At 74.9% G+C, this 21,613-nt stretch carries 21 protein-coding genes and 1 pseudogene; 8 read left to right on the top strand and 14 right to left on the bottom strand.

Translation table 11 applies throughout. From position 1 onward, the window contains the following. Positions 1-27: 27 nt before the first annotated feature. Entirely contained in the window at positions 28-807 is a 780-nt protein-coding gene (locus tag ACFPBZ_RS19830; protein ID WP_378037824.1) for an N-acetylmuramoyl-L-alanine amidase, read from the bottom strand. Positions 808-869: 62 nt separating this feature from the next. On the opposite strand from ACFPBZ_RS19830, the gene ACFPBZ_RS19825 reads away from it, so the two are divergent. Further along, complete coding sequence (locus ACFPBZ_RS19825; protein WP_378037823.1) at positions 870-1,301, top strand: phosphatase domain-containing protein; 432 nt, start codon at positions 870-872, stop codon at positions 1,299-1,301. Here ACFPBZ_RS19825 and ACFPBZ_RS19820 read toward each other — a convergent pair. Continuing rightward, positions 1,298-2,686 (bottom strand): MFS transporter, encoded by a 1,389-nt coding sequence (locus ACFPBZ_RS19820; RefSeq protein ID WP_378037822.1) that lies wholly within the window; start codon positions 2,684-2,686, stop codon positions 1,298-1,300. The genes ACFPBZ_RS19825 and ACFPBZ_RS19820 overlap by 4 nt on opposite strands. A gap of 234 nt (positions 2,687-2,920) precedes the next feature. On the opposite strand from ACFPBZ_RS19820, the gene ACFPBZ_RS19815 reads away from it, so the two are divergent. The 3 genes from ACFPBZ_RS19815 (at position 2,921) to ACFPBZ_RS19805 (ending at position 4,397) form a co-directional block, all read left to right on the top strand. Beyond that, a complete protein-coding gene (locus ACFPBZ_RS19815) occupies positions 2,921-3,814 on the top strand; it encodes a helix-turn-helix domain-containing protein (RefSeq protein WP_378037821.1) in 894 nt (297 codons plus the stop codon). Between the two features lie 98 nt (positions 3,815-3,912). Next, a complete protein-coding gene (locus ACFPBZ_RS19810; protein WP_378037820.1) occupies positions 3,913-4,149 on the top strand; it encodes a DUF397 domain-containing protein in 237 nt (78 codons plus the stop codon). After that, a complete protein-coding gene (locus ACFPBZ_RS19805) occupies positions 4,149-4,397 on the top strand; it encodes a hypothetical protein (protein ID WP_378037819.1) in 249 nt (82 codons plus the stop codon). Before ACFPBZ_RS19810 ends, ACFPBZ_RS19805 begins: the two co-directional genes overlap by 1 nt. A gap of 3 nt (positions 4,398-4,400) precedes the next feature. On the opposite strand, the gene ACFPBZ_RS19800 is transcribed toward ACFPBZ_RS19805, so the two are convergent. The 5 genes from ACFPBZ_RS19800 to ACFPBZ_RS19780 all read right to left on the bottom strand — a co-directional run bounded on the left by ACFPBZ_RS19800 (position 4,401) and on the right by ACFPBZ_RS19780 (position 11,503). Then, positions 4,401-5,150: a YoaK family protein gene (locus ACFPBZ_RS19800; protein ID WP_378037818.1), complete on the bottom strand. Its 750-nt coding sequence runs from the start codon at positions 5,148-5,150 to the stop codon at positions 4,401-4,403. Positions 5,151-5,211: 61 nt separating this feature from the next. Then, a complete protein-coding gene (locus ACFPBZ_RS19795) occupies positions 5,212-6,666 on the bottom strand; it encodes a wax ester/triacylglycerol synthase domain-containing protein (RefSeq protein WP_378037817.1) in 1,455 nt (484 codons plus the stop codon). Beyond that, positions 6,663-8,060 carry a 1-acylglycerol-3-phosphate O-acyltransferase gene (locus tag ACFPBZ_RS19790; protein WP_378037816.1) on the bottom strand — a complete coding sequence of 466 codons (1,398 nt, stop codon included), beginning with the start codon at positions 8,058-8,060 and terminating at the stop codon, positions 6,663-6,665. The genes ACFPBZ_RS19795 and ACFPBZ_RS19790 overlap by 4 nt, the downstream gene beginning before the upstream one ends. Next, a complete protein-coding gene (locus ACFPBZ_RS19785; RefSeq protein WP_378037815.1) occupies positions 8,057-10,351 on the bottom strand; it encodes a glycerol-3-phosphate 1-O-acyltransferase in 2,295 nt (764 codons plus the stop codon). Before ACFPBZ_RS19785 ends, ACFPBZ_RS19790 begins: the two co-directional genes overlap by 4 nt. Positions 10,352-10,519: 168 nt before the next feature. Further along, positions 10,520-11,503: a helix-turn-helix domain-containing protein gene (locus ACFPBZ_RS19780; RefSeq protein WP_378037814.1), complete on the bottom strand. Its 984-nt coding sequence runs from the start codon at positions 11,501-11,503 to the stop codon at positions 10,520-10,522. Positions 11,504-11,688: 185 nt separating this feature from the next. Here ACFPBZ_RS19780 and ACFPBZ_RS19775 point away from each other — a divergent pair, with 185 nt between their 5' ends. From ACFPBZ_RS19775 to ACFPBZ_RS19765, 3 genes are all read left to right on the top strand, one after another. Next, on the top strand, positions 11,689-13,821 hold the full coding sequence (locus tag ACFPBZ_RS19775; protein WP_378037813.1) for a molybdopterin-containing oxidoreductase family protein: 2,133 nt from the start codon (positions 11,689-11,691) through the stop codon (positions 13,819-13,821). Between the two features lie 92 nt (positions 13,822-13,913). After that, the gene (locus ACFPBZ_RS19770; protein WP_378037812.1) at positions 13,914-14,267 is read left to right on the top strand and encodes a hypothetical protein; all 354 of its coding nucleotides are present in this window, start codon (positions 13,914-13,916) and stop codon (positions 14,265-14,267) included. Between the two features lie 342 nt (positions 14,268-14,609). Continuing rightward, positions 14,610-14,966, top strand: coding sequence for a hypothetical protein (locus ACFPBZ_RS19765; RefSeq protein ID WP_378037811.1), 357 nt, complete (start codon positions 14,610-14,612; stop codon positions 14,964-14,966). Positions 14,967-15,022: 56 nt separating this feature from the next. On the opposite strand, the gene ACFPBZ_RS19760 is transcribed toward ACFPBZ_RS19765, so the two are convergent. Beyond that, positions 15,023-15,838 carry a hypothetical protein gene (locus tag ACFPBZ_RS19760; protein ID WP_378037810.1) on the bottom strand — a complete coding sequence of 272 codons (816 nt, stop codon included), beginning with the start codon at positions 15,836-15,838 and terminating at the stop codon, positions 15,023-15,025. A 104-nt stretch (positions 15,839-15,942) separates the two neighbouring features. After that, complete coding sequence (locus ACFPBZ_RS19755) at positions 15,943-16,356, bottom strand: DUF3224 domain-containing protein (protein WP_378037809.1); 414 nt, start codon at positions 16,354-16,356, stop codon at positions 15,943-15,945. Between the two features lie 72 nt (positions 16,357-16,428). On the opposite strand from ACFPBZ_RS19755, the gene ACFPBZ_RS19750 reads away from it, so the two are divergent. Continuing rightward, complete coding sequence (locus ACFPBZ_RS19750) at positions 16,429-17,175, top strand: SDR family oxidoreductase (RefSeq protein WP_378037808.1); 747 nt, start codon at positions 16,429-16,431, stop codon at positions 17,173-17,175. Here the strand turns inward: ACFPBZ_RS19750 and ACFPBZ_RS19745 are convergent, their stop codons facing one another. From ACFPBZ_RS19745 to ACFPBZ_RS19725, 5 genes and pseudogenes are all read right to left on the bottom strand, one after another. After that, the gene (locus tag ACFPBZ_RS19745) at positions 17,176-18,927 is read right to left on the bottom strand and encodes a LamG-like jellyroll fold domain-containing protein (protein ID WP_378037807.1); all 1,752 of its coding nucleotides are present in this window, start codon (positions 18,925-18,927) and stop codon (positions 17,176-17,178) included. A gap of 42 nt (positions 18,928-18,969) precedes the next feature. Further along, a complete protein-coding gene (locus tag ACFPBZ_RS19740; RefSeq protein ID WP_378037806.1) occupies positions 18,970-19,647 on the bottom strand; it encodes a hypothetical protein in 678 nt (225 codons plus the stop codon). A 310-nt stretch (positions 19,648-19,957) separates the two neighbouring features. Continuing rightward, positions 19,958-20,056, bottom strand: coding sequence for a hypothetical protein (locus tag ACFPBZ_RS29625; protein WP_465251519.1), 99 nt, complete (start codon positions 20,054-20,056; stop codon positions 19,958-19,960). 352 nt (positions 20,057-20,408) lie between these two features. Beyond that, positions 20,409-20,684, bottom strand: a pseudogene (locus ACFPBZ_RS19730) (ERCC4 domain-containing protein); the annotation flags it as partial. 481 nt (positions 20,685-21,165) lie between these two features. Next, positions 21,166-21,594, bottom strand: coding sequence for a L,D-transpeptidase (locus ACFPBZ_RS19725; RefSeq protein WP_378037805.1), 429 nt, complete (start codon positions 21,592-21,594; stop codon positions 21,166-21,168). Positions 21,595-21,613 lie beyond the last annotated feature (19 nt).

Below are 21,613 nucleotides of genomic sequence, written 5' to 3'. Positions count from 1 at the left end.
CCGGGCCTGCCCTGATCCGGGCCTGCTCTAGCCGATCGCCGCCGCGAGGGCCCGCGCGAACCGCTCCTGGCCCTCGGGCGAGCGCGCGAGGGCGGCGTCCCCCGGGTTGCGCAGGTTGCCGCACTCGACGAGCACGCTCGGCACCGTCGCGAGGTTGAGCCCGGCGATGTCGTCGCGCGCGTCGAGCCCGTCGCGCCCGATGTAGGTGGCGGGCGTGAACCCGGCGCCGCGCATCGCGGTGACCGCGGCATCGGCGAGCGCCCTCGCCGGGCCGCGCTGCGCCGGGTCCAGCGGCGGCGAGGAGTAGAGGACGTGGAACCCGTGCCCCGCGGCCGACGCCCCGTCGGCGTGCACCGAGATCACCGCGGCGGCCCGCTCGCGCGCCCCGGCCTCCCCGCGGGCGTCGACGCACGGGCCGACCCCGGTGTCATCGGGGCGGGTGAGGACCACGCGGTACCCCCGCTCGCGCAGCAGCGCCGCGAGCCGGCCGGAGACCGCCCAGGTGAAGGCGTGCTCGGCGTAGCCGTCGGCGGTGGCCGCCCCCGTGGTGTTGCACGGCTTCGTCGAGCCCCGGCCGTCGGGGACGGGCCGGGCGATCGCGGCGGCGGCCCGGGCGTTGCCGCCGTTGTGGCCGGGGTCGATCACGATCGTCGCGCCGGGCGGCACCGCGAAGGTGCCCGGCCGTGGCGCCGGAGCCGGGGACACGGGCGGGGGCGGCGGCGCGGCGGGCGCGGCCGGGGCGCTGCTCGTCCTCGCGCACGCGGCGAGGAGCACGGCCAGGACGGCGACCAGCGCGGCACGGGACACGGCCGCCGATGGTGGACCCGCCGGGCCGGTCCCGCCCGCCGCGCCCTGCCAGGATTCCCCCGATGGAGGAGGTCCTGCTCTGCGACGTCGACGGCACCGTCGCAATGCGCACCGACCGCTCCCCCTTCCCCGGCCCGGGCGGCGAGCTGCGCTCCGGGGAGGACCTGCCGAACGCGGTCGTCGTGGGCGTCCTGCGCGACCTGCGGCGCTCCACCCCGCGCGTCGTCTTCCTCTCCGGGCGCACCGAGGCGGCGCGGGTGCCCACCGAGTGGTGGCTGCACGCGCACGTGCTCGAGGGCGACGAGTGGCCGGAGCTGCACCTGCGGGCGGTCGGCGACACCCGCCCCGACGACGTGGTCAAGCGCGAGCTCTACGAGCGCCACGTCGCGGGGCGGCTCCGGGTCCGGCTCGTGCTCGACGACCGGGACCGGGTGGTGGCGATGTGGCGGGCCCTCGGGCTGACGGTCCTCCAGGTCGCGGAGGGGAACTTCTAGGCCGCGGCCCGCGCCCGCAGCGCCGTGACCGCGCCGAGCACCGCGACCACCCCGAAACCGCCGTAGAGCAGCTGCGCCGAGACCGCCACGTCGCTGCCGCCGAGGGCCACCGCCACGCCGGCGAGCGAGGCGCCGAGCGCCACGGCCAGCATCTGCACCATCGTGATCGCGGCCGAGGCCCGGTCGCCCTCGCCCTCGTCGCCCTCCTCGGCGCCGCTCGCCATCGCGCCCGCGGCGAGGTGCGGCCAGGCCATCCCGACCCCGAGGCCGGCCAGCAGGAGCCCGACCGCCCACCAGACGACCGCGCCGGAAGTCTGGGTGACCGTCAGCAGGGCGAACCCGGCCACCGCGGCCCACGGCCCGAACGCGACGGCGGCCCGTCCCCGGTTCAGCGAGGCGCTGGTCATCTCCCCGACCACCCAGCCGCACGCGAGGGCGACCCCGAGGAAGCCCGCCACCACCGGCGTGAGCCCGCCGAGGCGCTGGCCGAACAGCGGGACGAACGCCTCCACCGCCGAGACCCCGATCAGCACCGCGGCCGTCACGTACACGGCCCCGAGCGGGCCGCCGCGGGTGAAGGTCGCGGCGGGCAGGATGCGCGCCGCCCCCGGCCGGCGCTCCACCACCACGAGCGCGACGAGCAGGCCGAGGGCCACGACGATGCCGCCCGCGGCCACCAGGAGGCCGCGGGCGCTCACCCCGGCCCCCGACACGGCGAGCCCCGACACCGAGAGCACCGCGGCCGCGCCGCCCACCAGCAGCACCGAGGTCAGCGGGAACCGTGTCCGCGGGCTCGCGGGGCGGGGCGCGGCCCGGCGCAGGCCCGCGGGGACCGCGACCGCCACCACCCCGGTGACCACGACCATCGTCAGGAAGGCCCCGCGCCACATGCCGGCCTCGGCGAACACGCCGCCGAGCGCCGGCCCGACGAGCAGGCCCAGGCCCCACATGGCGGAGATCGCCGCGCTGGCCCGGGTCCAGAGCTCGCGCGGCAGGGCGGTGCGGATCAGGGCGTAGGCGAGCCCGGCGAGCAGCCCGCCGCCCGCACCCTGCACCGCGCGCCCGACGAGCAGGACCGCCATGGACGGGGCGAGCGCGTCGATCGCCGTGCCGAGGCCGAAGGCGCCGAGCGCGATCAGGTAGGCCCGGCGGGCCGACCACGCCGCGAGGGCCCGGCCGGTGAGCGCGGACGCGACCACGGCGGGCAGCAGGTAGAGCGTGACCACCCACGAGTAGAAGCGCTCGCCGCCGATCTCGACGATCGCCGACGGCAGCAGGCTCGCCGTCACGTAGGTGTCGATCGCGAACAGCAGCACCCCGCCGCAGAGCACCCCGACCGTGCCGCGCCGCCCGGGGGCGAGCATCGCGGACCATCCCGCCGTCATCCGTGCTCCCCGTCGTCGTGCCCGGCCCTCGCCGCGCGAAGGGAGGATGACCGCGCACGCCGGCTCCGAAAGGCCCCGGGGGACGAGACCCTCGTCGCGATCGGGTGCGTCCGACCGGTGGACATCGACGACGCGGTGCTCGGTTCCCCCCGTGCGGGGAGGGTGGTCTGTAGGGTCGAACGCCCGGACCGGCACCCCCCGGTCCGGACGGCGAACCCCCGGGAGGACACCGGCGTGGCCACCCCCGACGACATCCCGACGACCGCCGGCACGGTCGAGGACCCCGGTCCCACCGCGCGCCGCATCATCCTCGGGGCCCAGCTCAAGCGGCTGCGCGAGGAGGCGTCGGTGACCCGTGGCAGCGCGGGCTACCACATCCGGGGCAGCGAGTCGAAGATCAGCCGGATGGAGTCGGGCAAGGTCGGCTTCAAGCGCCGCGACGTCGACGACCTGCTCACGCTCTACGGCGAGGGCGACACCCCGCGCCGCGCGCGACTGCTCGAGCTGGCCGAGCAGGCCAACGAGCCGGGCTGGTGGCAGCGCTCCGGGGAGGCCGTCCCGGGCTGGTTCTCCGAGTACGTCGGCCTCGAGTCGGCCGCGGTGCGCATCCAGACCTACGAGCTGCTCTTCGTCCCCGGGCTGCTGCAGACCCCGGAGTACGCGCGGGCCATCGTCACCCGAGGGCGCCCCGAGACCGCGGACGCGGTGGTCGAGGAGCGCATCGACGTGCGGATGAAGCGGCAGCGGGTCCTCGACCGGCCCGACGCCACCACGCTCTGGGCGGTCGTCGAGGAGTCGGTGCTGCACCGCCCGATCGGCGGGCACGCCGTGCTCGCCGCCCAGCTCGACCACCTCCTCGAGCGCACCCGCCGGCCCAACATCACGCTGCAGGTGCTGCCGACGGAGCTCTCGGGCTACGGCGCCGAGACCGCCTTCTCCCTGCTGCGGTTCGCCGAGCCCGACGTGCCCGACCTCGCCTACGTCGAGGGCCTCACCGGCGCGGTGTACCTCGACCGCCGCAACGAGGTCGAGGAGTACAGCCGGGTCATGGACGAGCTCACCATCGACGCCCTGAGCCCCGACGAGACGCGGAGCCTGCTCACGAAGCTTCGCAGCGGCCTCGACTGAACGGTCGTCCGCACCCTGCTTCTGCACATGCAGATGCCGGTCGCCGGTGCTACCGTCGTTCCTGGTTCAACCAGCCACGGGCGAACGGGGACACCACGATGCACACCGCGGCCTCGCGACTCGTCGACGTCCCCTGGCGGCGCAGCCGCCACAGCGGCAAGCAGGGCAACTGCGTGGAGCTGGCCCCCGCCGGCGAGGTCGCCGCCGACCACGTGGCGGTGCGCAACTCCCGCTTCCCCGACGAGCCCGCGCTGCTGCTCAGCCGCCCGGAGCTCGCCGCGTTCCTCGCCGACCTCCGGGGCGGACGGTTCGACGACCTCGTCCGGGACGCCTGATGACCACCGGACCCGGCGGCCGGGCCCACTGGCTGACCTGCGCGCTCGACGGCCGCGACCACGCCGTCGTCGACCACGATCCCGACTCCGGGGCCCACCTCTCGGCGTGCGCCCGCACGGTCTGGGCGTCGTCGCTGGCCAGCCCACCCGCGCAGCGCTGCGAGGACTGCGCGACGGCCACCGGCGAGAGCCGCGCGCCCGAGCGCCCCTCGCTGCTGGGGCGGCTGCGGGCCCTCCGGCCGGCCTGACCCCTAGGACTCCTGCCGCGCCCCGTCGGGTGCGAACTGCGGGTCGCCCGTGGTGAGGCCGCCGTGGTTCAGCACGGTCACCCGGGCCATCAGGCCGATCGCCACGGCGACCAGCAGCACCGGGACCGCGTAGGAGAACGCGGGCAGGTGCGTCTGCACCACGGCCCCGATCCCCGCGAACACGACGATCGCGCCGATGCGCAACGCCGAGTTGGAGTTCCAGCTCGGCTTGTGCAGCTCGACCATCGCCGAGACCCAGTTGGTCACGGTGCCGGTGAGGAAGTTCGTCGGCGTGCCCGCCGGGCCCACGTACCGCATCGCCGCCGCCTGGATGCCCATCGCGACCGCGGCTCCGAGCACCAGCAGGACCGCCCGCAGCGTGAGTTCCCCGGGGTCGGACAGGGCGTAGTAGCCGATACCGACCGCGACGAGGAGCGCCAGCTCCACCGTCAGCGCCACCCCCACCGCGTTGCGCCACGGCCAGCGCCGCATCGCGAGTCCCGCGCTGAGCGTCCCGGCGATCAGCCCGCTCGAGTACCCGACGATGGCGATGAGCGCCTCGAGCGCCTGGAACCACCGGCCGCGGCCGACGTCGAGCCCGAGCAGCACCAGGTTGCCGGTCATCGTCGAGGCGAACACCTCGTTGAACGCGAAGAACGTCACGGCGTCGATCGCCCCGGCCGCACCGGTGAGGACGATCGTGACGGCGCCGAGCAGGCGGGGGGCACGTTCGGGATGGTCGAATCCGGTCACGGACGATCATCGTGCGTCGGACCGATCGGTTGTGCCCAACCGACCCGCCCGAACGGACGGGTCAGCGCCGCAGGAGCGGCTCCGGCGGCACGCCCGGGCCGAGCGCGAGGACCTCGGCGAAGCCCTCGACGAGACAGCGTCCGAACAGGGTGCGGTCGGTGATCGCGGCCGGGTCGAGGTTGACCCCGACGCAGCAGGTGTCGCCGTGGGTGAGCATGGTGATCATCGCCGCGCACCCGGGCCGCGGGGCGTAGGGGAACATCCGGTCGACCCGCGCCCCCGCGAGGAAGACCTCCTCGCGGATGCCCGGGACGTTGGAGGCCTGCAGGTCGTTGCCCTTGGTGATGCCGCCCGCGACGGCCGCGATCACCGACCCGGGCAGGCGCGCGAGCAGGGGCGACACCAGCCCGATGTCGTCCGCCGCCGGCTCCGCCATGCCGCGGGCCACGTCGGCGGCGACCCGCGCCATCCGCTCGGCCGGGTCCTTCTCCGCGAGGTGGCCGGTCAGGCGCAGCGAGGCGATCCGGTTGCCGCCGGCGTCGTCCCCCTCGCTGCGCAGCGACACCGGGATCGCCATCCGGATCTCGTCGGCGGGGACGCCGCGGGCCTGGTGGTAGAGCCGGAAGGCCCCGAGCAGCGCGGCGACGTACGCGTCGTTGACCGACCCGCCGCCGGCCTTCGCGGCGGCCCGGAACGGCGCGAACGGCAGCTCCATCGCCACGAACCGCCAGTCGGGCCCGCGCTCGGCGAGCAGCGGGGACGCGGTGGCCCCCGGGTCGCCGATCACCCGGATCGCGGAGAGCCCGAACGCGACGGCCTCCCGCGCCCTCGCGATCGGGTCGCGCAGCGCCGCGCCGACCGCCCGCACCATGTGCACCGGCACCGCGGCGAGCGCCTCGGCGTCGTGGCGGACCTGGCGCCCGAGCGCCGACCAGGGACCGGGGCCGTCCTGCTCGGGCGCCCGGGGCTGCGGCTTGTCGGGGTCGGTCTCCCGGTGCCGGTTCAGCAGCCCGGAGAACAGCTGCACGCTGCCCAGCCCGTCGGTGGTGACGTGGTGCATCTTCAGCAGGTAGGCCGCCCGGCCGTCGGGCAGGCCCTCGACGAGGAGGGCCTCCCACGGGGGACGCTGCCGGTCGAACGGGGTGGTCGCGAGGTGCTCGGCCAGGGCCAGGACCCCGGCCCACCCCTCGCCCTCGGGCACCGAGACGCGGCGGACGTGCCGCGCCAGGTCGAAGTCGGGGTCGGCCGACCACACCGGCGCCCCGAGCCCCAGCGGCGGCTCCACCACCCGCTTGCGGAACCGCGGGACCATCCGGGTCGCCCACTCGTGCGCCGTGACCAGCCGCGTCCAGTCGGGCACCGCGTCGAGGTCCGCGACCGCGACCATCGTCGAGCGCAGCGCCGGGTCGGCCTCGGCGCGCCACATCAGCGTCTCGAACGCCGACATGTCGTCGGAGTCGGCCCATCCGAGTCCGGCGCTCTCCCCGTCGCTGCGCTCGCCCCTGTCGTCGGTCACTGCTTCTCCTCGAGCCCCAGCGTCGTCAGGAAGACGGACCGCACCTCGGCGACGTGCTCGTCGAGGGTCTCCACGCTCCAGCCGCCCGTGTCGATCGGCGGGTGCACCACCGCGGACACCGTGCCGGGCCGCACCGTCGCGTCGTGGCGCCACATCAGCTCGCCCGCGTTCTCCAGCACGATGGGCACCATCGGGACCCCCGCCTGCATCGCGATGTGGAACGCGCCCTTCTTGAACCGGCCGGGCCGCGGGGTCGCCGAACGGGTGCCCTCGGGGGCCATGAGCAGCGACATCCCGCGCCGGACCTTCTCCACGGCGGGCTCGAGCGCCTCCCGGGCCTGGCGGGTGTTGCCGCGCTCGACGAACGCCACGTCGGCGAACTGGAAGAGCGGCCCGAACAGCGGCATCGCCCTCGCCTCCGCCTTCGCCACACCGGTGAAGTCGTGGCGCAGCATCGTCATGGCGACGATCGGGTCGAGGGCGCTCTGGTGGTTGAACACGAACACCGCCGGTCGGCGCGCCCACAGGTGCTCGGTGCCCTCCACCTCGATCTGCACGCCCGCGATGCCGAGCGCGAGCTCCGAGGCCACCGAGCCCGCGAGGTTGATCGCCCAGTGCCGCGACCCCTGCAGCAGCCCCACGCCGGCCGCGGCGGCGCTCGCCGTGGCGAACCCGCCGTAGAACCCGACGGTGCCGCTGATCGCGTCGAGGGGCGGGACGGCGCCTCGCGGGCGCACGGGCAGGTCGCCGCGGCTCCCGTCCCGGCCGACCACCACCGCGTTCCCGACGAGGCCCAGCACCGGTTCGTCGGCCACGGTCCCGTAGGCGAAGGAGGTGGCGAGCACGACGTCGTGGTCCTCGGCCCAGGCGGCGACCGCCGCGGCCGCCTGCCGGCCCGCGCACACCGGCGACCCGATCCCGTCGATCCGGCCGTCGGTCACCGACACCCGCGTGACGACGACGTCGTCGGCCCCCAGCTCCTGGGCGAGCGGCTCCACCTCGGCGCGGGTCGCGCGGGAGACCAGCACGACGCGGTGCCCGCGGCGGGCGTGGGCGACCGCGAGCCGCCACACCTCGGGGTGCAGCCACGAGGCGGTCGTCGCGCGGAACGTCTCGCGGCCCTCCTGCGCGACCTCCTCGGCGTCGCGCCCGCGGCGCGACCGCACCACCCGCTCGACGTCGGCCGGGGTCACGTCGCCCGGGCCGTCGACGCCGCTGCGGACGTCGGCGAGGAAGCGGCCCCACAGCGAGTCGGGAGCGGCGGCCGGGCCGAGCGGGCAGCCGGCGAGCAGCCCCCCGTCGACCACGACGAACGCCGTCACCGCCCCGCCGGCGGGGGCGGCGTCGATGCGGGCGGCCAGCCCGGCCTCGGCGTCGGTCCGCACGACGGTCATGCGAGCAGCTCCTCGGTCACCCGGTCCTCCACGTGGGCCAGCTCGACGAGCCGGTCGCGGACGTCGCCGATCTCGTCGCGGAACGCCGTCCGCGCCTCGGCGGAGGCGTCGGCGCCCAGCAGCCCGCGGTTGTCGGCCAGGTCGAGCGCCGAGGCGTAGAGCTCGGTCGACACCGAGTCGGGGCGCACCACCCGGCCCTGGCGCAGCATCTGGCGCCCGAGCCCGAGGCACTCCTCGCCGAAGGCCGTCCGGTCGACCTCCGTGCCCGCCGGCAGCGCCGCCAGCTTCGTCGCGACCACCCACTGCGCGTCGACGAACGAGCGCAGCGCCCGGGGGGCGACGAGGAAGCGGGTGCGCTCCAGCAGCCGGGCGGCGCCGTCGGCGTCGCCGACGTGCTCGCGCCACTCGGGGTCGACCAGCGCCGACTCGGCCTCGATCTCCGTGGCGAAGCGCCGCTTGGACGGGAAGAAGAACTCGAACTTCAGCAGGTCGCGCAGCGCCAGCGCCTCGGCCCAAGCCGCGTCCAGCGGGTCGGTGCCCGACGGCGCGCGGGACGCCGCGAGCAGCGCCAGTTCGACGATCGCGCGGTTGACGAAGTGGTGGATCGCGCCGTTGCGGTAGAAGGCAGCGACCCGGTGGCGGCCGTCGCGGATCGACCACACCGGCTCCTCGCCGCCGTCGTAGCGCTCGACGACCTCCCCGGTGACGAGCCGCTCCAGCGTCCGCTCGATGCCGTCGCCGGTCAGGGCGTCGCGCGGGCCGGGACGCTCGAGCCGGTCGAGGTGGTCGAGCAGCGGCAGGGTGGAGGCCCGGATCTGGTCGAGCGTGAGGGCCCGCCCCCCGGTCCCGAGAAGCGCGAACGTCACGAGCGCCGTCGGCGTCGCCGGGGTCGCCCGGTTGATGCCGTCGCAGATCGCGAACGCGACCTTCTCCAGCCGCGTGGGGCCCTCGCCGACCTCGGCCAGGGCCTCGCGGAGCGAGAACGGCTCACCGAAGCGCACCCGCGCGTTCCCGTTGTTGCGGGTCTGCCCGCGGACGTAGCGGGCCAGCCAGCCCAGCCCCTCGGCCGACTTCTCCGAGCCGCCCTGCTCGGCGGCCATCGCGTCGAGCTCGTAGAGGCGGTCGTAGACGATCGAGGTGGGCACGAGCTGCACGTCGGGCGCCCGCCCGTCGTCGAGCGCGCCCGCCAGGTAGTTGAGCAGGCCCAGCCGGGGCTTGCGGAGCTTGCCGGTGCGCGAGCGCCCGCCCTCGACGTACCACTCGAGGTTGAACCGCTTCGCCACGAGATGGGCGATGTACTCGCGCAGCGCCAGCCGGTAGACCGGGTCGTCGCCCGACGTGCGGCGGATGAAGACGACCCCGGCGCGCTTGCCCAGCGGCCCGATCGGCCAGAACGACATGTTGTTGCCGCCGAGGACGGTGTTCCGCGGCAGGTCGTGGTCGCGGAGCACCTCGGCGAGCACCAGCGGGTCGGCGTAGGAGCGGTGGGTCGGCAGGAACACCAGGGGCGCGGTGCGGTTGAGCTCGCGCAGCGGCTCCACCGTCTCGCTGTCGACCTGCACGTCCCAGGCCGGGGTGTGCAGCGGGGAGAAGACCGTGCGGAACGCGTCGATCGCCAGCGGGCTCTGCACGGCGGCGAGGTCGCCGAGGCGGGCGCGCATGTCGGCCAGGACGTCGTCGAAGGTCCGCCCGTGCTCGCGCGCCAGGTCGCGCAGCCGCTCGCGCACCCCCGTCGAGGCGACGATCTGCTCCACGACCAGGCGCGGCACCGTGTAGTGGTCGCCGATCACCGCGCGCTCGGCCCGCTCGCAGGCGAGCACCCCGGCGCGCCGGACGTAGGCCGCGAGCGGCTCCTCGCGGGCCTCGTCGTCGTGCCGCTCGCGCAGGTCGCCCACCGAGGCGGCCTCGCCCTCGACCACCTGCACGCGGTCGGGCGACGTGCGAGCCAGGCGGCGCTGGACGAAGCGCAGCGGGGCGCGGTGCCCGAGCAGGGCGATGAGGTCGGAGGGCTTCGGCCTCTCGGCCGGGGTCCCGGCGCCGTCCCCCCGCTCGGCGATCCGGGTCGGCGGCAGCCACGTCACCCGGATCGGCACCACCGTCGTCGTCGGGCCGGCGCCCTCCAGCGCCCGCGCGAGCGCGTCCTCCTCGAGGCAGACCGGGGCGCCCGGGTGGTGCTCCGCGGCCCAGGAGGCCACCAGCTCGTGCTCGGCCCTCGTGCGCGCCGTGGCGAGCACGATCACCTCGCCCGTCCCCGTCGCCGGGACCGTCCCCGACTCGACGCCCACCGCCATGTGGTCACACCCCTGCCGTCTCGGTCCCTCGCCCCGGACGCGCGACGAGCACCCCCGGAGCCCGGACGGGACACCGCGGCCGGCCGTCGTCGGCCGTCCACCGCATCGTTACCCACGCCACACTCGATCACCACCCCTGCGGGCCGCCGGGTTCGGGCGGCCGGGGGCTCAGAGCCCCGCGCGACGCCGGTAGGACCCCGGCGCCTCGTGGAACTCCTGCTTGAACCGGCGGCTGAACGAGGCGAGGTCGGCGAAGCCGCAGACGTGCGCGATCTCGGTGAGGCTCGTGTCGGCGCCGCGGGGGTCGAGCAGGCGGCGCCGGGCCTGCTGCAGGCGGCGCCGGCGGATCAGGGCGCCCACCGTCGTGTCGTCGTCGGCGAACACCCGGTGCAGGGCGCGCACCGAGAGGTAGTGCGCCCGGGCGATGTCCTCCGGCCCGAGGTCGGGGTCGGCGAGGTGCTCGACGACGTACTCGTCCACCCGGCGCCGCAGGTCGGCGGCGCTGCCCGGGGACAGGACCTCGTCGCGCCGCAGCGACTCCCCGACGGCCGTGCCGAGCAGCGCGGCGAGCTGCCCCGCGAGGCGGCCGCCGGCCGCCGCCGAGAGCTCCGGCGGCGACTCCGCGGTGTCGGCCAGCGTGTGCCCGACGATGGCCCCGAGCCGGTCGCCTCCGAGCGCGCGGGCGGTGGCGGCGCGCGTGACCTCGGCGCCGAGCGGGACGAGCTCGCGGGGCCAGGTGAGCACGTTCAGCGTCCAGGGCCCGGGGAAGTGCCACGCGAAGGGCCGGTCGGTCTCGTAGATCGCGAAGTCGCCCGCCTCGAGGACGGCCTCCCGTCCGTCCTGCTCGAGCACGGCCCGGCCCTGCGCCACCATCCCGACCTGCAGGTAGACCCGCGGATCGCTGCGGACCAGCCCCGTCGTCCGGCAGGCGCTCTGCGGGGCCGAGCTGACGACGGCCGCCGAGAGGTGTCCGACGAGCGCGCTGCGCACCCGACTACGGAACGGACCGTCCCGGTCGACGTCGTCGACGTCGAGGGCGACGAAGTGCTCGCGGAGGAGGTCGTTCCACGGGGCGAGGCCCTGCGCCGTCTCCGCGGCAGCGCCGACCCCGGGCCCGGCGAAGGGCCCGACTCGGTGCACGGCGCGGCTCATGGGCAGGGGTCTTCCGGTGGTGGTCGCCCGACGCTAGGGCGGGCCCCGGCGGGCCGCAAGCACCCCCGTGTTTCGTCTGCGTGCACCGATCTGGCACGGAGCGACAAGCCCGCTCTCCCCGCGGCGGGTGACGATGCGCACACGTCGACGACGACCGGACCTCCGAACCACCACGAGGAGTCCCCGTGACCGCTCTGGACCTGCCCCTGACGCCGACCACCACCACGGTCCGCGCCGCCTGCCCGCACGACTGCCCCGACACCTGCGCGATGCTCGTGACCGTCGAGGACGGCCGCGCCACGAAGGTGGCCGGCGACCCCGAGCACCCGATCACCCGCGGCGGGCTCTGCGTCAAGGTCAACAACTACCAGGAGAAGACCTACAGCCCCGACCGCGTGCTGCACCCGCTGCGCCGCATCGGCCCGAAGGGCAGCGGCCGCTTCGAGCAGATCTCCTGGGAGTCCGCGCTCGAGACCATCGCGACGACCTTCCAGGAGAAGATCGCCGAGCACGGGTCCGAGACCGTGATGCCGGTCAGCTACCTCGGCACGCAGGGCATCCTCAACGGGCTCTCCGCCGGCGACGCGTTCTTCCACCGGCTCGGCGCCACGGTCACCGAGCGCACCTACTGCGACTCCGGGGCCTGCACCGCGTACGCCTCCACCGTGGGCGCGACGGCGGGCGTCGACCCCGAGAGCATCGTGCACTCGAAGTACATCATCATCTGGGCCTCGAACACGATCTCCACGAACCTGCACCTCTGGCCGGTCATCGCCGAGGCCCAGAAGCGCGGCGCGAAGGTCGTCTGCATCGACCCGATGCGTCACCGCACCGCGCAGCGCGCCGACTGGCACATCCCGATCCGCCCCGGCACCGACGGCGCCCTCGCGCTGGCGATGATGCACGTGATCATCACCGAGGACCTGTACGACGAGGAGTACGTCCGCGAGTACACCCTCGGCTTCGACGAGCTCTCCGAGCGCGTCGCGCAGTACACCCCGGAGTGGGCGTCGGAGGAGACCGGCATCCCGGTCGAGGACATCCGCACCCTCGCCCGCGAGTACGCGACCACCGACCCGGCGATGATCCGCATCGGCGTCGCCATCGAGCGCCACGCCGGCGGCGGCCAGACCGTCCGGTCGATCGCCTGCCTGCCCGCGCTCGTCGGCGCGTGGCGCCACGTCGGCGGCGGCCTGCTGCAGCTGCCGCTGTGGGCGCACCCGGTGAACTGGCCCGCGTTCATCCACCCCGAGTACCGCACCCCCGGCACGCGGGTGATCAACCAGTTCCTGCTCGGCCGGGCGCTCACCGGCGAGATGGCGCTGGACACCCCGGTCACCGCGATCATGGTCTACAACTCCAATCCGATGGTCGTCTCCCCCGAGCAGGAGAAGATCGCCGCCGGGCTCGCCCGCGAGGACCTGTTCACGGTGGTCAGCGACCACTTCCTCACCGACACCGCGATGTACGCCGACATCGTGCTGCCGGCGACCACGCAGCTCGAGCAGCACGACATCATGTTCAGCTGGGGCCACTTCTACGTGACGCTGAACGTCCCGGCCGTCGCGCCCGAGGGCGAGGCCGTCCCGAACACCGAGCTGTTCCGCCGGCTCGCGAAGGCCATGGGCTTCGACGACGAGTTCTTCCAGCTCTCCGACGAGCAGCTGCTCGAGCAGGCCTACGACTGGTCGGCGCCCGCGATGGAGGGCATCACCCTCGAGTCGCTGCGCGAGACCGGCTGGGCCCGGCTCAACCTGCCCTCGCCCGACGAGTACCGCCCGCACGCCGAGGGCGGGTTCCCCACCCCGTCGGGCAAGACCGAGTTCCGCAGCTCGGCGCTCGAGGCGGTGGGCAACTTCGTCGTGAACCTGTTCCGGCAGCTCTCCGACGACCACCAGCCCGGCGGCACGGTCGACCCGCTCCCCCACTACGTGGAGCCGCGCGAGCGCGGCGAGGTCTACCCGCTCAACCTGCTCTCGCCGAAGTCGCACGCCTACATCAACTCGAGTGCGGGCGACCAGGCGATGCAGAAGCGGGTCCAGGGCGAGCAGACCCTGACGATCCACCCGGACGACGCCGAGGCCCGCGGGATCGACGAGGGCAACTACGTGGCGGTGACCAACGACCGCGGCCGATTCGTCGCGCTGGCGCACATCTCCGCGGAGGTCGCGCCGGGCGTCGTCGTCTGTCCCATGGGATCGTGGCGGAAGAACGCGAAGGAGGGCACCACGGTGAACGCCGTCAACCCGTTCGTCTTCGCGGACCTGGGGAACGCTCCGACGTTCTCCGACACCCGCGTCGAGGTCAGCCCGGTCTGACGATGCCCCACGACCCGGTCGAGCTCCGCTGCGCTTCGTCTCCGACGATCGCGGACGCCCACCTCCGGACACCGAAGGTCCACGGACCCGACGTGTCCGTGGGGGCGGCGCGGGCGTTCTTCACCGACTCCCACGTGCACGCCCTGCTGCTCGTCGAGCGGGGCGTGCTCGTGTCGGTGGTCGAGCGCGACGACCTCGACGGGCGACCCGACTCCGACCGCGCCCGCACGGCGGGCCGGCTCACCGGCCGGGTCGCCGGGCCGGGGGACGACCTCGAGGCGACGCGCGCGGCGATGGCCGCGGCCGGCCGGCGCCGGCTCGCGGTGGTCGACGCGACCGGCGCGCTCCTCGGGCTGCTCTGCCTCAAGCGGCACGGCCGGGGCTTCTGCTCGGCCGTCGACGTCGCGGCCCGCGAGGCCGACCGGGCCGGTACGCGCGCCGGCTGACACGCCCCTCGACGACGGAGCGAGCGGCACTCCCGCTGCTTCTCCGCGCGCGAGCGGGCCGCTCGCTCTGCGCGCCGCGATCCCGACCGGACGAACGGGCCGCTCGTCACCTTCTCGGGTGACGAGCGGGCCGTTCGTCCCGTCGGGCGACGGACCCTCCCGTGACGGGGCGCCGATGTCGGGTTCGCGCGGTGTCCGTCCCCCGGTGGAGCGAGGCGGGGGCTCTCGTCCGGGGGATCCACGGGCGCGCCGACGAACCCGGGCCGATCACCGTCGTTGAGCCCGCCGCATCCGACGGTGCGCCGGTAGGGCGCCGTCCGCTCCCCTGCAGGAGGTTCTCCCGTGTCTCTCTCCCCCCGCGTGCGCGCCCTCACGATCGGTGTGCTCGTCGCCGCCGCGGCCTCGCCCGCGACCGCGTTCGCCGCTCCGGCCCCGGCGGCCCCGGCTCCCGCCGCGTCGGCCGCCCAGCCCGCCGCTGCTCCCCGGACCACCGCGGCCCGCCCGGCCGCCGCCCCGGCGGCCCAGCCCACGAGGGGTGGCAGCCTGCTCCGGTCCTCCTCCGCACCGCAGTCGACGGAGAAGGCCCAGGCGCAGGCCGAGAAGGCCCGGGCCGAGGCCGCGAAGAAGGAGGCCGCGGCGAAGAAGGACGCCCAGGGCTCGGGGGCGAGCAAGGCCGCCCTCAGCGGCATCACCCTCTAGTCCGACCGCCGCTCCGGCCGGGTGCGCCCAGCGCGCACCCGGCGGGCCGGTCGCTCTCAGGACCGGGGCTTCGTGGTGCCGTCGGGACCGGCGGTGTGCGAGAGCTGCTTGGCGAAGCAGTCGTTGGCGGGCAGGCCCTGCGCCGAACACCAGGCGTTGGCGCCGTCGGCGGTGGAGAAGGCCTGCGGGTAGACCGCGACCCAGTAGTCGGAGCCCTTGAACACCGACCAGTCGCCCGAGTACAGCAGCGCCGTCGACGGGTAGCGCGCGGCCAGCATCGTGAAGTGCGACCAGATCGCGTCGTCGTCGTAGGTGACGCCGTCGGCGACGGTGCCCTCGTGCTTGGCCGACAGCTGCGGCACCCAGCTCCCCGCGAGGGCGTCCACCGCCGACCGGTCGGCGTCGACCTGCGCCTGCAGGGACGCGGTGGCCCCGGAGGTCGACCCGGCGGAGTACACGGTGCCCGACGAGCTGTCGGCAGTCCGCGAGGCACCGACCGGGACCGGCACGCCGACCGTGACGGTCGGGGCGACCACCGGGGCAGGCGCCGCGGACACGGTCGCGGGCCGCAGGGCGAGGACGGTCATCGCGACGGCCAGGAGGGTGAACGCGGCGAGGACCGCGATCCCGCCCACGAGCCAGGGCGCGGTGGACCGGGTCGGCCGGGGCGTCGGCGCCGCGTACGCCGGGGCCGCCACGGGGACCGCGGGCCTCGTCGGGAACGGGGAGACGGTGGGCGGAAGGGATCGCGGCGCGGCCGGGCGCGGCAGCGGCCGCGGACCGACCGGGCCACCGACGCCCGCGCCCACCGGCACCCTCGGCATCACCGGGACGCGCGCCCCGCACGAGACGCAGAAGTGCAGGTCCGGCACCCACGAGGCACCGCAACGACAACGACCCATCGTGATCATCCCCCGACGACCTGGCCGCCAACGTGCGGCCGTTCGCCGACTGGATCGCTCCAGCGGGCCCGGCGTTACTGCCCGTCGGTCTCCCACTCGAACGCCACGCGGTGCGTCCCGTCGGCGTCGACGCCGAGCGACCCCGAGCCGCGGATCCCGGCCAGCTCCCCGGTCCCGCTGCCGGTCACGATGACGAAGAACTCGTGGCTCCGGTCGGACCCCGACGTCGTCGCGGAGTGGACGTAGGCGAACGTGCCGGTCCGCCCGTCGAGCGAGCCCTCGAACGCCTCCATCGCGATGTAGGTGCCCTGGCCCGAGGTCTCGTCGAAGGCGGCCGTGAACAGCGTCGCGGACCGGCCGGCGACGTCGCCCTCGTAGACCTTCTCCATGCGGGCGATGCCGATCGGGAGGGCGGTGGCGATCGCCGGGTCGACGGTCACGTCGGTGGGGTCGAAGGCGGCGACGCGGAAGGTGCCGGAGGTCTGCATGCCGGGGACCGTAGGCCCCCCGAGCGCGGTCGCCATTGAAGATTCGCGACCGGCTGGCCAGGCTCTGCGCCCATGCGCACCGCACCGGGAACCGCCGTCGTCACCGGAGCCGGCTCCGGCCTCGGCCGGGTCATCAGCCGCGCCCTGCTCGACGACGGATGGCGGGTCGCCCTGGCGGGCCGCCGCGAGGAGGCGCTGCGCGAGACGGCCGACGGACGCGAGCACGCGATCGTCGTGCCGACCGACGTCGCCGACCCCGACGACGTGGCAGCCCTCTTCCGCGCCGTGACCGACACCTGGGGCCGGCTCGACCTGCTCGTCAACAACGCCGGCACGACCGGGCCGGTCGGCACCCCCGACCAGGTCGACGTCGACGGCTGGAACGCGACGGTGGGCGTCAACCTCACCGGCTCGTTCCTCTGCGCGCGGGAGGCCTTCGCGATCATGCGGGCCCAGGACCCGCAGGGCGGGCGCATCCTCAACAACGGCTCCATCGCCGCCCACGTCGGTCGCCCCGGCGGGATCGCCTACACCGCGACGAAGCACGCGATCACGGGCATCACCCGGACGATCGCCCTCGACGGCCGGCCCTTCGGCATCGCCTGCGGGCAGTTCGACGTCGGCAACGCCGCCACCGACATGACCGCGCGGATGCGCGAGGGGATCGTCCAGCCGAACGGCGAGCGGATGGTCGAGCCGACGTTCGACCCCGAGCACGTGGCCGACGCCGTGCGCTACATGGTGGGGCTGCCGCTCGACGCCAACGTGCCGTTCCTGACGATCATGGCGACGACGATGCCGTACCTCGGGCGGGGGTGACTAGGTGCCGGCGGTGTAGAGCGCGGCGATCCGTGCGGTCGAGAGCGCGTCGGTGTAGACGGAGGCGTAGGCCAGGCTGCCCGTCCAGTAGTCGGTGGCCGGGCGCGACGGCCACCCCGCGAGGGTGTCCCAGCCGGCCCGCCAGTAGCCGCCCAGGAGCTGCAGGGAGCCCGAGGTGACGCCCTGGTTGGCCGCGACCTGGGCGCCGTCGACGGACAGCGTCATCCCGGCCGGCGAGAGCGTCGCCACCGCCAGGTGCCACACGCCGTCGTTGTAGGCCCTCGCGCCGCTGACCGTCACCGGCGCGCTCAGCGTCGGCTGGACGCCGAAGACGATCCGGCCCGTGTCGGTCATGTAGAGGTGGCGGTCGGTGGCGAGGGACGCCCCGGTGCGGGCGGGTGAGAAGCCGAGCAGGCGCCCGCCCGTCGTCGTGGTGGTGCGGAACCAGACCGCGATCGAGAAGGTGTTCCGGGCCGGCGTGCTGAGGGCCGCGGTCGGGGTGACGTACGACGGGACCTGGGCGGTCGGGGCCAGCGTCACCGCCCGGGCCGGGGTGTCGCGCGGGCAGGGCTTGGTGCCGGTCGTCGTGAAGCCGCCGGTGTAGGTGCCGGTGCGGGTGCGGGAGTCGGAGAGGTCGCGCGCGGTCGACCCGTTCGTCACCGGCGCGTCGTCGAGCGGCCAGACCTGGAAGTCGGCCGATCCGTCGGTCGAGGCGGCCGCGCAGGTGAAGTAGGGCGCCGAGGCCGCGGTGTTCGCGGAGTTGGTCACCCGAGCGGTGAAGCTCGCGGTCGTCGAGGCGATGACGAGGGTGAGGGCGACGACGAGTCCGGCGACCACCGACGTGCCGACCAGCGGCGCGCGGTAGCGCTCGATCGGCGCGGTCACCGGCAGGAGCAGGGGCGCCGTGGGCGGCTCGTCGGGACCGGCGGCCCCGGTCTCGTCGACCAGCGGGTGCCGCCAGGCGGCGACGAGGCCGTAGAGCATCGGGGTCAGCCAGAAGGCGACCATGACCACCCAGAGCCAGACCGGCATGTGGACGCCGCTGGTGATCACGGTGCCCTTCTCGCCCTGCGGCACCTGCGTCGTCAGCACCCCGACCTGGCCGTCGACGAGGTCGAGGTGACCGCCGGTCGCGGCGGTGACCCGGATCGGGAGGAGCCCGGTGGAGACGAGGGTGACGTGGGAGCCCGCACCGTCCGTGGTCGTCGCGAGGGTCACGACGCCGACGAACGGCCGGAGCACCGTGGTCGCGGCGGCGATGAGACCGGAGAACCCGAGCACCCGCAGCGGCACGCCCCAGCGGCGGGGCACCCAGAGCCGGGTCACCCACCACAGCAGCAGCACCCCGCTGACCAGCAGCGGCAGCGCCTTCACCAGCCAACCGAGGCCCGGCCCGACGAACACGGCCCGGCCGACGAGGTCGGCCGGCCGCACGGTCCACGGGTCCTCGGCGCCGTTGATGTCCCCGCGGGTCCGGAACGACCCGTCGGGTGCGACGGCCACGACCCGGTGGGTGACCGTCAGCGGGTGGTTCGCCACCGGCGGCCGGTAGGTGACGACGTCGCCGATCCCGACGCCCGCGGCGGGTCGGGTGAGCACGAGCGTGCCCACCGGTGCCGCCGTCCCCATGGAGGGCGTCGCGACGATCTGCCCGCGCCCCCCGGTGCCGTACCAGGCGACCGCGGCGACCAGCCCGGCGATCACCACGAGCGCGCCGAGGGCGGCGGCGAACCGGGTCCCCCCGAACCGCATGACGTGGACTCCGTTCGATGGTGGCGGCCGGGTGGGCGGGGATCAGGAGGAGATCGACCAGGTGATGGGCTGCGAGGCCTGGAGACCCTGGTAGGCGTTGCCCGCGGAGTTGTCGATGTAGGTGGTGAAGGTGAACGGCACGGTGGTGCCGGAGTTCGCCGCCGGGATCAGGCTCGCCGGCAGGGTCACCGTGGTGTTGGCCAGCGCGGCCGCGGTGGTGTCGGCCTGCACCGTGGTGGTGCCGCTGACGACCTTGACGTGCAGCTTCGAGCAGAAGTCCGTCGCGGAGCCGTTCGCGGCCCCGTTGTTCGACTGGGTGCAGGCACCGAAGGCCATGGTGAAGGCGTTCGCGGCCACCGTGCCGGTGTTCTTGAAGTTCACCGTCGTCGAGACCGTGTTGGTGGTGCCCGCCGCGTTCGACGGCGTCATGGTCGTGCTGCCGCCGTACTTGTTGAAGGTCGTGCAGGTGGCGTAGGCGTTGTCGCTGATCCCGCCCGCGCCGTCGGTGCTGTTGCAGGCGGCCCCGCCGGTGGCCCCGGTCTCCTGCAGGACGAGCGAGCCGGTGGCCGCGGTGTCGTTGCTGTTGGTGATCGAGGCGACGAACGCCGACAGCGTGTTCGTCATCGCGAGCGACATGAACACGGCGCCGACGAGGCCGGCGGCCACGATGAGGGCGATGAAGCGCCGCTGCTGCGGTGAGGCGGAGGGGTGCTGGGCCACGGCGGGACACCTTTCGAGCGATGACGAGGTGCTCGGCGGAAGCGCCGTGCACCTCGTCAATAGGCCGAATGGTGCTCGTTGTTAGCCTGTTCATCCCATCGTGTCGCCGAAGTCGGGCGTGGCGTGGGCGGAAAAGGGCACCTCGGGGATAGGTGGACGCGCTCGGTGACGAGCTGTCCGATCCGCTCCGCCACCATGACGATGATCTCCTCGGAACCGCGGACGTCGCAGAGCTCGTAGACGCCCGCGTAGCCCTCGAGTCCGGGGCCGACGAAGAACGTCCCCGCCTCGAGGTGCCCGACGACGATGTTCACGTGGTCGAGTCGGCGCACCGGCATGGCGGCGGACCCTGGTGCGCTGCGCGGAACGACTCCCAGACCTCGGGGCGCAGCCGTCCCCGGTCGGGCACGACGAGGCCTGCGGAGCGCGCCCAGGCGCGGACCTCGGCCGTCGTCGGCTCGGGGGCGTCCCCGCTCACCTGCGAGGTCGCCCGGGGGATCCGCGCCCCCACGGCCTGCTCGTCCTCGGCCCACGTCGAGGCAGCCGCGAGGAAACGGTAGGTCCACTCCTCGGCGAGCGGGCGGGTCTCGGCGAACAGCACCGGCACGGTCGGGTAGCGGACCTGCAGCTCGGCCAGGCCGTCGGCGACGACCGCGGGCCGGATGCGGTCGAGGGCGAAGACCTGCGAGTAGCGCCTGCGAGTAGCGGTCCTCGACGACGACCGCGGCTCTCGGCAGGGTCGCCAGCTCGGCCATGGCGTGGCGCAGGCTCGAGTCGACGAGACTCCCGACGAGGTCGGCGAGCGATTTCCGCTCCACCGAGGCCACGAGCGTTCCTCCGACGACAACGCCGTAGTCGCCGCAGCTCAGCGCCCGCTTCGTCGTCGTCACCTGCTGCCCGGCGAAGCGGTACGCGTACCGCTCGTGCGAGTCGACGACGATCTCGAGCGCCCCGTCGATGCCGGCCGCCCGCGCTGTCGGGGTGCGGACCTGGGGGCGCGCCTGCTTCCGGGTCCGTGGCGACTGCCAGAACACCATCTCTCGACCACGGGCCCGCGTGTAGACGATCTGCGAGCGCTTCTCCCGCTGCCGCTCGGCGATGACGTCGATCGCGGCGCCGTGGCGGGCGCAGCCCACCAGGGGTACGCGCTCGACGACGTCCGGGTCCGCCGGCCACTCCTCGGCCCCGACCGGGTGGCAGTACAGGGCCTTCGTCCGCGGCCAGGTGTCGGAGGTGCGGAAGACGAGCCCGCCCGACGTGGGCACGTGGAGCAGGAAGGGGAGCTTCGAGTCCGGGTCCGGATTGCGGGCGATGACCAGCTCAGCCACGCCGCCGACGCTAGCGGGTCTCGGTGCTCCCCCGAACCCTCCACGGTGCACACCGGCTGCGACGCCGTGACCGTCGCCCGGAGACCGGGTCCCGGAGACCCGGTTCTCCCGCAGGTCTCGCGAGCCGCCTCTACGGTGACACGGCCGGGACCGCGACCGTAGGACCGGGGCCGGGGCGTGCACTCGTCGGTCAGTCGACGATCTGTACCTCGTCGCCCGGGTGCAGGGCCGCGAAGAACGTGCGCGCGTCCTCGTCGTCGAGGTGCACGCAGCCGGCGGACTGGCGGCTCAGGCTGCCGCCGTGCAGCGCCCGGCCGTCGTCGTCGAAGAACACCGACCACGGCATCGGCGCGTTGCCGGCCTCCTGGCTCACGTGGTCGCGGTCCTTGCGCTGGACCGTGAACGTCCCGGTCGGCGTCTCGGACCCGCGGGCGCCGCTCGTGATGCGGACCGGGCCCTCGACGACCCGGCCGTTCTCGAGCAGCCAGGCGCGGTGACGGCTGAGGTCGACGCAGACGTCGGCGGTGGCGTCGCACGGCACCGAGCGGGCGCCGGTGGCCGGACCGGCCACGGCGGGCTGGGCCACCACCGCCGGGACCGCGGCCGCCGCCGCGAGCACCGCCGTCGATCGGAGAGCG

Origin of the sequence: Actinomycetospora atypica, assembly GCF_042653685.1 — a bacterium.
Taxonomy (GTDB): domain Bacteria; phylum Actinomycetota; class Actinomycetes; order Mycobacteriales; family Pseudonocardiaceae; genus Actinomycetospora; species Actinomycetospora atypica.
Note: the sequence above shows the minus strand (reverse complement) of the source record. Positions and strands in the feature narration are given on the sequence as shown.